Genomic DNA, 12840 nt, shown 5'->3' on the forward strand with positions numbered 1-12840 from the left:
CCGGGATCGCTGGCGACCTGCTGCAATCAATATTGCGCGCTGCCAAGCGAAACTGGGCCAGATTTTCCAGGTAAATTTCGGGGTTTTTCTGTTAGCATCAACGCCATGACGGAGTTCGCCAGCGAAGAAGACCGTAGTTTTTCTACGGAACACGACCTTCTGGTCTTTGGACAGCGGCTCAGGCACTTGCGCCGAGCCGCTGGATTGACTCTTGTTGAGCTCGGCGACCGCGTGGGGAGAGCGCCGTCACAGCTGTCGCTGCTGGAGAACGGCCACCGCGAGCCCAAGCTGTCGCTGCTGCGATCCCTGGCCGACGCGCTGGGCACCTCCGTCGACGAACTGCTGTCGAAGAAGGCCCCGAACCGGCGTGCCGAGCTCGAGATCGCGGTGGAGAAGGCCCAGCTCGACCCGATCTACCAGCGGCTCTCGCTGCCGCCGCTGAAGGTCGGGAAGCGACTGCCCACCGAAGCACTCGAACACGTGCTCGCCCTCTACGAGGAGCTCAAGCGCCGCGAGACGCAGAAGGTCGCCACGCCGGAAGAGGCCCGCAAGGCCAACGCCGAGCTGCGCGGCATGATGCGGAAGCACAACAACTACTTCCCGGAGATCGAGAAGGCCGCCAGCGACCTGCTCAAGCGCTCCGGGTACCACGGTGGGCCGCTGTCGGAAGGCATGATCCAGTCCATCGCCACGCACATGGGCTTCGGGCTGAAGTTCGTCACCGACCTGCCGCGTTCGGTGCGGTCGGTGACCGACATGAAGAACCGCCGGATCTTCCTGCGCCGGGAGTCGCTGGGCATGCACAGCCCGCGCACGATCCTGCTGCAGACGCTGGGGCACCTGACGCTGGGCCACAGCCAGCCCCGCGACTTCGCCGACTTCCTGCGGCAGCGCGTCGAGGCCAACTACTTCGCCGCCGCCGTGCTGGTGCCGGAGCAGTCCGCGGTGCCGTTCCTGCAGGACGCCAAGTCCGAGCGCGACCTGGCCGTGGAGGACCTGCGCGACGTGTTCTCGGTGTCCTACGAGATGGCCGCGCACCGGTTCACCAACCTCGCCACCCAGTACCTCGACCTGGTGTGCCACTTCGTCCGCAACGACGAGACCGGCATCATCCACAAGGCCTACGAGAACGACGGGCTGGTCTTCCCCACCGACCCGACGGGCGCGATCGAAGGCCAGCGGATGTGCCGGTACTGGTCGGGGCGCCAGGTCTTCTCCTCACCGGACCGGTACTCGACGTACTACCAGTACACCGACAAGCCGGGAGCCACGCACTGGTGCGTCGCGCACGTCGACCCGAGCCGCGGCCGGGACTTCGCGATCACCCTCGGCGTGCCCTACGCCGAGTCGCGCTGGTTCCGCGGGCGCGACACCAACAACCACTCCAAGTCCGGCTGCCCGAACGGCGAGTGCTGCCAGCGCCCGCCGGCCGAGCTCGCCAGCCGCTGGGAGGGCATGGTGTGGCCGTCGGCCCGAGCCCACTCCCACGTCCTGGCGGCGCTGCCCGCCGACACCTTCCCCGGTGTCGACGAAGCCGACGTCTACGCCTTCGTGGAGGCCCACCAGGCCTGAGAACCGGTGCGGGACTCAGCCCGCAACCGCCGAGCACTTCACCAATCGAACAACACCGAACGATCTCAGCGGCGCAGTTCGGCGATGGTCTCGGCCATCGCGACGAACTGCGCCGCTGCTGGTGAGAGGGGGCCTCGGCGCCAGAACAGGACACCCCGGCGGACCACCTTCGGTCGCAGCGGCAGCACGACCGCGCCACTCGCGGCGGCGTCGCGGGCCATCGCGCGCGGCAGCAGCGTCGCACCCGCTCCGGCCAGCACCAGCGGCACGATCATCGCCTGGTGCGCGGTCTCCACCGCGAAAGTCGGCTCGCCACCGCGGGCCCCCACGGTGTCCTCGATGACCGCCCGCGTCGCGGTGCCGGGCGGGGTGGCGATCCAGTCCAGGGTGGACATCTCCGGCACGCTCAACCGCTTCTGACCGGGCGCGGCACCCGGCGGCAGCACGGCGAAGATCTCCCGGCCGCGCAGCACCATGCTCCCCAGGTCCCCGATGGGGTGTTCGGAGTCGACCAAGCCCAGCTCGCACTCACCGGCCCGCACCGCCGAGGTCACGTCCGTCCCCAGCTCGGGGTCGGCGATGTTGACCGCGACCTTCGGGTTCTCGCGCAGGAAAACCCCGATGAGCTCGGCGAGCGGATCCACGGCCAGCGTCGTCTGCGCCACGACGTCCAGCCGACCGCTGGAGAGCCCGAGCACCTCGCGGACGGAGGCCGACGCGGTGCTCAGGTCGCGCATCACCTGACGGGCGGGTTCGACCAGCGCGTCCCCGGCCGGGGTGAGCGAGACGCCGTGCGGCAGTCGGTGGAAGACCTTGCCGCCGAGCTGCTTCTCCAGGTTGCGGATGGCGTGCGACAGGGACGGCTGGGCGACGTGCATCGCCTGCGCGGCGGCGGTGAAGCTGCCGTGCTCGACGATCGCCAGGAAGTACTCCAACTCCCGCCGGTCCATGCCACCTCCACGCGAAGATCCCGCCTGCCCGGCATTACACCAGCCAGGCGGGACATCGCCAGGCCAGTACCTCCTACTCGTGGGCGGTGCGGAACGCGGACGCCGCTTCCACGTCGGCCCACTGGTCGTCGTCGAGGTCGACGCGCAGCCGCCGCAGCCCTCCGGTGAAGGCGTTGTCGACCGGCGCGTAGTCGTCGGTGACCGGGCTGGCCCGGTCCACGCCGATGTCGAAGGTCTCGTCGAAGGCGAAGTAGTACGGGATCGTCGCGTCGACCCGGCCCGAAGCGACCTCGGTGCCGTCCACGCGCAGCGTCACCGCGCCACCCTTGCCGACACCGCCGCCGTCGTAGTCGAACCGCAGGCTGACCTCGTGCTCACCCGCGGGCACCGGCTCCGGAGCGCGGACGTGCTGAACGACCGAGCCGAAGTAGTTGTAGGCGTAGCTGGGCCTGCCGTCGTGGAAGTAGAAGGACCACCCACCGGTGTGACCGCCCTGGGCGACCAGCACGCCTGCGGCGCCGTTCTCGGGCACCTCGACCGTCGCGGTCAGGGTGTGCGAGCGGTTCTTGACGTTCGGCGCGGTCTCCTCGGTCAGCCGCTTGGCGCCGGCGTGGAAGGTGACCGATCGCCGGTCGCCCATCAGGTCCAGCCGACCGGCTTCGAGGGGGTTCTCCCGCTCGGTCATCCGGTCGTCCAGCGGCAGCACGTTGTGCTTGGCGGCCTCCACCAGGAACAGCTGCTGGAGCTCGCGCAGCTTCTCCGGGTGCTGCTCGGCGAGGTCGTGGGACTGCGTCCAGTCCACGTTGGTGTCGTAGAGCTCCCACTTGTCGTCGTCGAAGGAGCGGCGGACACCGTCCTGGACCATCACCCACGGCGTGCCGTGGCGGGTGACGGCCATCCATCCGTCCTGGTAGATGCCCCTGTTGCCGACCATCTCGAAGTACTGCACGCGGTGCCGGTCGGGCGCGTCGGCGTCGTTGAAGCTGTAGAGCATGCTGGTGCCCTCGATGGGCTGCTGCGCGACGCCGTTGACCTCGGTCGGGTGCGGCAGGCCCGCGGCCTCCAGAATCGTCGGCACCACGTCGATGACGTGGTGGAACTGGTCGCGCAGCCCGCCGCGCTCGGCGATGCCGTCGGGCCAGTGCACGATCATGCCGTCCCGGATGCCGCCGAGGTGCGAGGCGACCTGCTTGGTCCACTGGTAGGGCGTGTTCATCGCCAGCGCCCAGCCGACCGGGTAGTGGGCGTGCGTGCTCGCATCGCCCAGCGCACCGTCGTTGGCGTTGATGAACTCGGCGCTGTCGGGGATGCCGCTGGCGAAGCGGTGCTCGTTGAGCGTGCCGCCCAGACCGCCTTCAGCGGAGGCGCCGTTGTCACCGAGGATGTAGACGAACAGCGTGTTGTCGAGCTCGCCCAGCTCGTCGAGGGCGTCGACGAAGCGTCCGACCTGGTCGTCGGTGTGCTCGGCGAACCCGGCGTAGAGCTCCATCAGCGACGCCGCGGCCCGCTGCTCCTCGGCGGAGAGCTCGTCCCAGTGCGGCACGCCTTCCGACCACGGCGCCAGTTCCGCGTCCTGCGGGACGACGCCGAGCTCCTTCTGCCGCTCCAGGGTGATCTCGCGCTGCCGGTCCCAGCCGTGGTCGAACTCGCCCCGGTAGCGCTCCCGGTACTCCTGCGGAACGTGGTATGGCGCGTGGGTGGCACCGAAGGGCAGGTAGGCGAAGAACGGGTTGTCGGGCTTGAGCGAGGTCTGGTCGCGCACCCAGTCGATCGCGTTGTCCACCAGGTCCTCGGACAGGTGGTAGCCGTCCTCGGGTTTGCGGGTGGGCTCAACGGGTTTCGTGCCGTCGAACAGCACCGGGTACCAGTGGTTCATCTCCGCGCACAGGAACCCGTAGAACTTCTCGAAGCCCTCACCGGTGGGCCACCGGTCGAACGGCCCGGCGGCGCTGACGTCGCGGGCCGGGGTCTGGTGCCACTTGCCGAAGGCCGCGGTGTTGTAGCCGTTGCCCTGCAGCATCTGGCCGATCGTGGCGGCGCTGAGCGGGCGGATCCCGCAGTAGCCGGGCGCGGCGCTGGCCATCTCGGTGGTGACGCCCATGCCGACGGAGTGGTGGTTGCGACCGGTCAGCAGCGCCTGCCGGGTCGGCGAGCAGATCGCGGTGACGTGGAATCGGTTGTAGCGCAGGCCACCATCGGCCAAGCGCTCAGCGGTGGGCATGTTGCAGGGCCCGCCGAACGCGCTCGGGGCGCCGAAGCCCATGTCGTCGATGAGCACCACGACGACGTTCGGCGCGCCCTGCGGCGGGCGCAACGGCTGGCGGGGCTGGAAGGCCGGGTCCTGGTCGCGGGCGTCGAGGGATGTGGCGGCGGGGGGCTGAGGGTCGGGGATCGGCAAGCGTTCGCGGGAGAAGTCCACCAGCAACCTCCAGGCAGCGTCGAGCCCGCCACTTTTGGTGGCGCACCAGGGGAAAACATCGATGTGCTCGGCGGAAACCGAAACACCGCAAGACCTTTGCGATCGAATGCTATCCACAGGTCCGAACCGCACAACCCCGATCCACCGGCTGGGACCATGACCCGGGTCACGATTCACACGGGTTTTCCCAGATCATCAGCAGAGCAGACCAATGCTCGATACGCGCCATAGAGGACTTCTATCCCACCGGGCACCCACTCCCGCGCGCCACGCCCGTCACCGGACACGAGCGCGACGAGAGCTCCGAACACGCCGGTGCCCTCCTTCGACGAAAACCGAAGGAGGGCACCGACAGTCGATCATCGGAGTTGCACTGCGGGTTACTTCTTGCCGCCCTTGGACTTGTCGTCCTTGCCCTCGTCCGTGGACAGGGCTGCGACGAAGGCTTCTTGCGGGACCTCGACACGGCCGATGGTCTTCATCCGCTTCTTGCCCTCCTTCTGCTTCTCCAGCAGCTTGCGCTTCCGGCTGATGTCACCGCCGTAGCACTTGGCGAGCACGTCCTTGCGGATCGCGCGGATCGTTTCGCGGGCGATGATGCGCGAGCCGATGGCCGCCTGGATCGGCACCTCGAACTGCTGGCGCGGGATGAGTTCGCGCAGTTTGGTGGCCATCTTGGTGCCGTAGGCGTAGGCGCCGTCGCGGTGCACGATCGCGCTGAACGCGTCGACCGGCTCGCCCTGCAGCAGGATGTCGACCTTGACCAGGTTCGACGCCTGCATCCCGGATTCCTCGTAGTCCATCGAGGCGTAGCCGCGGGTGCGGGACTTGAGCTGGTCGAAGAAGTCGAAGACGATCTCACCCAGCGGCAGCGTGTAGCGCAGCTCGACGCGGCTCTCCGACAGGTAGTCCATGCCCTCGAGCTGACCGCGGCGGCTCTGGCACAGCTCCATGATCGTGCCCACGAACTCGGACGGGGCGATCACCGTGCACTTCGCGATCGGCTCGGAGACCTCCTTGATCTTGCCCTCGGGCCAGTCGGAGGGGTTGGTCACCACGAGCTCGGTGTCGTCCTCCATCTCGACCTCGTAGACCACGTTCGGGGCGGTGGAGATCAGGTTCAGGTTGAACTCCCGCTCCAGCCGGTCCCGGGTGATCTCCAGGTGCAGCAGACCGAGGAAACCGCAGCGGAAGCCGAAGCCCAGCGCGCCCGACGTCTCCGGCTCGTAGGTCAGAGCGGCGTCGTTGAGCTGCAGCTTCTCCAGCGCTTCGCGCAGGATCGGGTAGTCGGAGCCGTCGATCGGGTAGAGCCCGGAGTAGACCATCGGCTTGGGCTCGCGGTAACCGGCCAGCGGCTCGGTGGCCCCCTTGCGCTCGGCGGTGATGGTGTCGCCGACCTTGGACTGGCGGACGTCCTTCACACCGGTGATCAGGTAGCCGACCTCGCCGACGCTCAAGCCCTTCGACGGTTTGGGGTCGGGCGAGATGATGCCGACTTCCAGCAGCTCGTGGTGGGCGTTGGTGGACATCATCTTGATCCGCTGGCGCGGGGTGATCTTGCCGTCGACGACCCGGATGTAGGTGACCACGCCCCGGTAGGTGTCGTAGACCGAGTCGAAGATCATCGCGCGCGGCGGGGAGTCGGCCTCGCCCTGCGGCGCCGGCACCTGCTTCACGACCTCGTCGAGGACCGCGTCCACGCCCTCACCGGTCTTGGCCGACACGCGCAGCACGTCCTCGGGCTCGCAACCGATGATGTGCGCGAGCTCCGCGGCGTACTTGTCCGGCTCGGCGGCCGGCAGGTCGATCTTGTTGAGCACCGGGATGATCTGCAGCTCGTGCTCCATGGCGAGGTAGAGGTTCGCCAGGGTCTGCGCCTCGATGCCCTGCGCGGCGTCGACCAGCAGGATCGCGCCTTCGCAGGCGGCCAGCGAACGGCTGACCTCGTAGGTGAAGTCGACGTGACCGGGGGTGTCGATCATGTGCAGCACGTGCTCGTCGCCGTCGAGGACCCACGGCAGGCGCACGTTCTGCGCCTTGATCGTGATGCCGCGCTCGCGCTCGATGTCCATCCGGTCGAGGTACTGGGCCCGGTAGGCGCGTTCCTCCAGCACACCGGTCAGCTGCAGCATGCGGTCGGCCAGCGTCGACTTGCCGTGGTCGATGTGCGCGATGATGCAGAAGTTCCGGATCCGCTCCGGCGGCGTGAACGTGGTGTCGGCGAAACTGCTCACTCAGGTTCCTCGGATGTCGGCGGCGTTCCTACGGCTGTCGGCGTTCGTCGGCAGACGTCGGCCCGGTCTCCCCCGGGCGGATGACGCGCACGGGGTCACCCCATCGTCCCACGCCACGCCCACTACCCAACGCCCAACTCCCGGTCCTCCCGCCCGAGCCCAGGTTGCCGGGGCGGCAAGCCCCACCGCCTCGGGGGGAAGCTGCGGGGTGTTCGAGCACAGCCCCGTCATCCACCCGGGGACGCGGACCTCGAACCTGCTCCTCGAAGGCCGCCCCGATGTCGATGCCCGCACGGAGGCGCTGCGGGCGTTTTCGGCTGCCGCTCTCGAGGAACGAGAAATCAGCGATGTTGATCGCCGCGATCTAGTCGCCGCGGGTGTCGCGGCGGATGGGGTGGTCGGCGGGGACCTCGACGAGGACGATGCGCATGCCGTCGGGATCGGCGATCCAGCCTTCGTGCAGGCCCCAGGGCTTGTGCTCGGGCTCGGCGAGGACCGCGACGGCCTGCTCGCGCAGCTCGTCGAAGGTCGCGCGGAGGTCCCGGACCTGGAGCCACAACACCTGGTCCGGGCTCGGACCCTGATCCCCCTGACCGGAGACCTCCAGGTACCCCTGTCCCAGGAAGAACACCGTGCCACCGGGGAACTCGCGACAGACCGCCAGCCCCAGCACGTCGCGGTAGAACCGCACCGACCGATCGTGGTCACCGGGCCGCAGGATCATCCGGCTGTTCAAGACCTCCATGCCCGCATTTCTACCGGCAAACACCCCGAAACACCGAACACGGGCAGATCAGCGCGCTCCGCGACAGCGACCAAGCCTGGACCTCGGCACCGCGGGCGCGGGGATTCAAACTTCGCGCGAAATTCGAGCCGCGAAGATCCCGGTCCAATTTCGCGCGAAATTGGAATGCGTCGCCCGATCGAGGCACCCCAAGGGTGCTGATCAAATCGTCACCGGAGGACGGTGATGCTGCGCCTGACCGGGCGTTCGTCGGTGCTGTCGACGAAGAGTTCGGGGGACTCCGCTCGGATCCTCTCGACGTCCTCGAACACGGCGCGCAGGTGACCGCGGAGCGCCGCGAGGGCCGATTCGAGGTCGCGGGATTCCAAGCCGTCGACGATCGCGGTGTGCTGGTCGATCAGGGCCGAGACCGGGCTGACCGTGCGCAGGCCGAGGCGGCGGGCGCGGTCGAGGTGGGCCTTGGCCTGCTCGACCGTGCGCCAGGCGTTGGTGTGACCGCCCGCGGTGAGCAGGCGCTGGTGGAACGCCTCGTCGAGCTCGAAGAACCTGCCCACGTCATCGGCGGCCGCGCGCTGCTGCCGCAGCAGGTCGCGCAGGGCTTCGACGTCCTCGTCGGTGCGGTGCTCGACGGCGTCGGCCAGCGAAGCGACCTCGACGGCTTCGCGGACGAACTGGGCGTCGGCGATGCGCTGGGGGTCCACCCTGGCGACGAACGAACCGAGCTTCGGGAAGACCCGGACCAGGTCCTCCTCGGCGAGCAGCAGCAGGCTCTCGCGCACCGGGGTCCGGGAGACCTCCAGCTCACCGGCCAGCTCGTTCTCCGACAGCGGATGCCCCGGCGGCAGCTGCAGGGTGATGATGCGCTGCCGGATCTCGCGGTGCACCGTCACCCGAGCCGAGGTCTTGCCCGCCGTAGTCGCCATGGTCACCACCTTATCGACCACCCTTGACCAGTGGCATCCCAGCGCTTGTATGGTACCGCTGGTATTCATGAACTGAGGAGGGTCAATGCCGACGGACCTCGAACCCCGCACCGGCGGGACCAGATCGCTGCGCCGCACGGTCGCCGCCTCGGTGATCGGCACGATCGCCGAGTACTACGACTTCTTCATCTACGGCACCGCATCGGCGCTGGTGTTCAACAAGGTCTTCTTCCCCGAGGTCGACCCGCTCGTGGGCACCCTCGCCGCGTTCTCCACCTACGCGGTCGGGTTCTTCGCCCGTCCCCTCGGCGGCCTGGTGTGGGGCCACGTCGGTGACCGGCTCGGCCGCAAGAAGACGCTGGTCTACACGCTGCTGCTCACCGGCCTCGGCACCTTCGTGGTCGGCCTGATGCCCACCTACGAGCAGATCGGGCTGTGGGCGGCGATCATCCTGGTCCTGGTCCGGTTGCTGCAGGGCTTCGGAGTCGGCGGCGAGCAGGGCGGAGCGCTGCTGCTCACGGCCGAAGCCGCGCCACCGGACAAGCGCGGCTTCTACGCCAGCTTCGTGCAGATGGGCTCGCCCGCGGCCTACCTGATCCCGACCGTGCTGTTCGCGGTGCTGGAGGCGCAGCTGCCCGAGGAGGCGTTCCTCTCCTGGGGCTGGCGCATCCCGTTCCTGCTCAGCGCATTCGTGGTGATCATCGGCCTGTACATCCGGATGCGGGTGCCCGAATCGGAGACCTTCGAGGCCGTCAAGGAGCAGGAACCGCAGCGCGCACCCGTGAAGGTGCTGCTGTCGGACCACCGCCGCGAGGTCTTCGGCGGCATGCTCGCCAAGTTCGTCGAGGCCGCCGTCTTCCCGCTCTACACCGTCTTCCTCGTCTCCTACGCCAAGGCGCACGACATCGACAGCGGGATCGTGCTGGACGCGGTGATCATCGCGATCGTCGCCGAGCTGATCCTGCTGCCGTTCTGGGGAAAGCTCACCGACCGCATCGGCCGCCGCACCACGTTCATCGGGGCCGCCGTGCTCAACCTGGTGCTGGTGGTGCCCGCGTTCCTCGCAGTGGAGAGCGGCAACGTCGTGCTCATCACGCTGCTGATGATCGCCGGGCTGGCCTTCGGTCACGCCGGGACCTACGCGCCGCAGGCGTCCTACTTCCCCGAGCTGTTCCCCTCCAGCGCCCGCTACAGCGGCGTGTCGGTGGTGTGGCAGTTCGGCGCGATGATCGCCAGCGGCCCGTTCACCGTCGTGGCCTCCGCGCTGCTGGTGCTCGCCGGCGGCGGCTTCACCTGGGTCGCGGTGTACGTGGCGGCGCTGATCGTGCTGAGCCTCATCGGCCTGCGCTTCCTCCCCGAAACCGCGCCGAACCGCCGCGGCGGCACCGAGTACGCCGACTGGCCCCGCACCGAATCGAACTAGCCGATCGCAGAGAGGACCGAGTTGTCCAAGATCGTTGATGCCAAGGTCATCGTCACCGCTCCCGGCCGCAACTACGTGACGCTCAAGCTCACCACCGCCGACGGCGTGGTGGGCTGGGGTGACGCCACGCTCAACGGGCGTGAGCTCGCCGTGGCGTCCTACCTGCGCGACCACGTCTGCCCGCTGCTGATCGGCCGCGACTCCCAGCGCATCGAGGACACCTGGCAGTACCTGTACAAGGGCGCCTACTGGCGGCGCGGCCCGGTGACGATGACGGCGATCGCCGCGGTCGACATCGCGCTGTGGGACATCAAGGGCAAGGTCGCCGGGATGCCCGTCTACCAGCTGCTCGGCGGCCCCGCCCGAGACGGCGTGCTGACCTACTGCCACGCCACAGGCGAGGACGTCCCCGCGCTGCTCGACGACGTCGCAGCGCACCTGGACCAGGGGTTCCTGGCGATCCGGGCGCAGGCGTCGGTGCCCGGCGTGGACAAGGCCTACGGGGTTCCTGCCAAGGGCGAGTTCTACGAGCCCGCGTCCTCAGCGGTCCCGGAGGAAGGCCACTGGGACACCGAGTCCTACCTGCGGCACGCACCGCAGGTGCTGGGCGCGGTGCGGGAGCGGTTCGGCTTCGACTTCCACCTGCTGCACGACGTGCACCACCGGCTCACCCCCATCGAGGCCGGACGACTCGGCAAGGACCTCGAAGAGCACCGCATGTTCTGGATCGAGGACCCGACCCCGGCCGAGGACCAGAGCGCGTTCCGGCTCATCCGGGAGCACACCACGACCCCGATCGCGGTCGGCGAGGTGTTCAACTCCATCTGGGACTGCCAGCAGCTGATCACCGAGCGGCTGATCGACTACATCCGCACCTCGGTCTCGCACGCAGGCGGCATCACGCACCTGCGGCGGATCTTCTCGCTCGCCGAGCTCTACGGCGTGCGCACCGGCTGCCACGGGGCCGGCGACCTGTCACCGATCTCGCTGTCGGCCGCGCTCAACGTCGACCTGGCCGTGCCGAACTTCGGCATCCAGGAGTACATGGGCCACACGGAGCAGACCGCGGAGGTGTTCCACTCCGGCTACACCTTCGCCAACGGCTACCTGCACCCCAGCGATGAACCCGGACTCGGCGTGTGGGTCGACGAGGAGGCCGCGGAGCGGTTCCCGTACGAGCCCCGGTACCTGCCGGTCAACCGCCGCCGCGACGGCTCGATGCACGACTGGTGAAACGCGGAACGGCCCCTTTCCCGCCACGGGAAAGGGGCCGTTTCTTCGACTGAGAAAACTCAGATCTTGTTCACGCGGGCGGCCATCGCCGACTTCTTGTTGGCGGCCTGGTTCTTGTGGATGACGCCCTTGCTCGCGGCCTTGTCCAGCAGACGACCGGCGGTCTGCTGCAGCTCGACGGCCTTGTCCTTCTCGCCGGCGTCAGCAGCCGTGCGGAACTTGCGGATGGCGGACTTCAGCGTGGTCTTCACGGCCTTGTTGCGCTGGCGGTTCGCCTCGTTGGTCTTGATCCGCTTCATCTGGGACTTGATGTTGGCCACTGGTGCGCCTCTTCCTCGTCAGTCGAATCGCGTGCCGCACTCGATCGGCCCGGCCCGAAGACCGGTTTTCCTCCACGGCGGAATGCCGTACGACACGGTCGTCCATGTTAACAAGGCTCACCTGCGCGTTCGCCGGGTGGTCCGCGCGCCGCGAGGACGCTCACAACCGCTCGGAATCCGCTGTGCGCAGGCCATACGGTGATCCCTCGTGCTGACCGCGTTGAACTGGCCCGGATTCGCCGATCTCACCCTCGCCGGGCTGCTGTTCCTCTGCGCGGCGGCGTTCCTCGCCGGAGCCGTGGACGCGATCGTCGGAGGCGGTGGCCTCATCCAGCTGCCCGCGATGCTGATGCTGCTGCCGGGCGGCGAGGTCATCTACTCGCTGGCCACCAGCAAGGTCGCCGCGATCGCCGGGACCTCGGCCGCGGCCCGCACCTACGCCAAGCGCACCCCGATGGACTGGCGGGCCGCGCTGCCGATGGCCCTGGTGGCGCTGGTCGGATCGCTGGGCGGAGCGGCACTGGCCGATGCGCTGCCCTCCTCGGTCCTCAACGTCGTGGTGCTGGTCGCGCTTGTCGTGGTCGGCATCTACACGTGGCGCAAGCCCGATCTCGGCTCGGTGGACGCTCCCCGGTTCACGCGTCGGCTCCAGCTGGTGCTGATGCTGCTCGGCGGTGCGGTGATCGGGTTCTGGGACGGCATCGCCGGGCCCGGAACCGGCTCGTTCCTCGTCTTCTGGCTGGTCATCCTGGTCGGCTTCGCCTTCGTCACCGCATCGGCGACCGCGAAGGTCGTCAACGTGGCCACCAACCTGGGCGCGCTGTTCTTCTTCATCCCGGCCGGAAAGGTCCTGTGGGGTCTGGGGCTGGTGATGGCCGCCAGCAACATCGCGGGCAGCGTGCTGGGCGCGACGCTGGCCGCCGGTCGCGGATCGGCGTTCGTGCGACGGGTGTTCCTGACGGTCGTGGTCGGACTCGTGGTCAGCCTCGGCTGGAAGATCGCGCTCAGCAGCTGATCGGAA

The 12840-nt window shown here is 68.5% G+C and carries 10 protein-coding genes; 4 read left to right on the plus strand and 6 right to left on the minus strand.

What is annotated here, in order from left to right:
* Positions 1-105 precede the first annotated feature (105 nt).
* The gene (locus AB0J91_RS02575) at positions 106-1572 is read left to right on the plus strand and encodes a helix-turn-helix domain-containing protein (RefSeq protein WP_363792776.1); all 1467 of its coding nucleotides are present in this window, start codon (positions 106-108) and stop codon (positions 1570-1572) included.
* A gap of 65 nt (positions 1573-1637) precedes the next feature.
* Here AB0J91_RS02575 and AB0J91_RS02580 read toward each other — a convergent pair whose 3' ends face one another.
* The 5 genes from AB0J91_RS02580 to AB0J91_RS02600 all read right to left on the minus strand — a co-directional run bounded on the left by AB0J91_RS02580 (position 1638) and on the right by AB0J91_RS02600 (position 8843).
* A complete protein-coding gene (locus AB0J91_RS02580; RefSeq protein WP_363863364.1) occupies positions 1638-2522 on the minus strand; it encodes a LysR family transcriptional regulator in 885 nt (294 codons plus the stop codon).
* A gap of 73 nt (positions 2523-2595) precedes the next feature.
* Positions 2596-4941 carry an arylsulfatase gene (locus tag AB0J91_RS02585; RefSeq protein ID WP_363863367.1) on the minus strand — a complete coding sequence of 782 codons (2346 nt, stop codon included), beginning with the start codon at positions 4939-4941 and terminating at the stop codon, positions 2596-2598.
* Positions 4942-5321: 380 nt separating this feature from the next.
* The gene (gene lepA / locus AB0J91_RS02590) at positions 5322-7175 is read right to left on the minus strand and encodes a translation elongation factor 4 (protein WP_363792781.1); all 1854 of its coding nucleotides are present in this window, start codon (positions 7173-7175) and stop codon (positions 5322-5324) included.
* A gap of 364 nt (positions 7176-7539) precedes the next feature.
* The gene (locus tag AB0J91_RS02595; protein ID WP_363863370.1) at positions 7540-7920 is read right to left on the minus strand and encodes a VOC family protein; all 381 of its coding nucleotides are present in this window, start codon (positions 7918-7920) and stop codon (positions 7540-7542) included.
* A gap of 209 nt (positions 7921-8129) precedes the next feature.
* Complete coding sequence (locus AB0J91_RS02600) at positions 8130-8843, minus strand: GntR family transcriptional regulator (protein WP_363863373.1); 714 nt, start codon at positions 8841-8843, stop codon at positions 8130-8132.
* Positions 8844-8928: 85 nt separating this feature from the next.
* On the opposite strand from AB0J91_RS02600, the gene AB0J91_RS02605 reads away from it, so the two are divergent.
* Entirely contained in the window at positions 8929-10266 is a 1338-nt protein-coding gene (locus tag AB0J91_RS02605; RefSeq protein ID WP_363863376.1) for an MFS transporter, read from the plus strand.
* A gap of 21 nt (positions 10267-10287) precedes the next feature.
* Complete coding sequence (manD, locus tag AB0J91_RS02610; protein WP_363863378.1) at positions 10288-11499, plus strand: D-mannonate dehydratase ManD; 1212 nt, start codon at positions 10288-10290, stop codon at positions 11497-11499.
* Positions 11500-11558: 59 nt separating this feature from the next.
* Here manD and rpsT read toward each other — a convergent pair whose 3' ends face one another.
* Positions 11559-11819 (minus strand): 30S ribosomal protein S20, encoded by a 261-nt coding sequence (rpsT, locus tag AB0J91_RS02615; protein ID WP_363792790.1) that lies wholly within the window; start codon positions 11817-11819, stop codon positions 11559-11561.
* Between the two features lie 208 nt (positions 11820-12027).
* Between rpsT and AB0J91_RS02620 the strand changes: the two genes are divergently transcribed.
* Entirely contained in the window at positions 12028-12834 is an 807-nt protein-coding gene (locus AB0J91_RS02620) for a TSUP family transporter (RefSeq protein WP_363863381.1), read from the plus strand.
* Positions 12835-12840 lie beyond the last annotated feature (6 nt).

It is taken from the genome of Saccharopolyspora sp. NPDC049357, assembly GCF_040677225.1.
GTDB lineage: Bacteria > Actinomycetota > Actinomycetes > Mycobacteriales > Pseudonocardiaceae > Saccharopolyspora.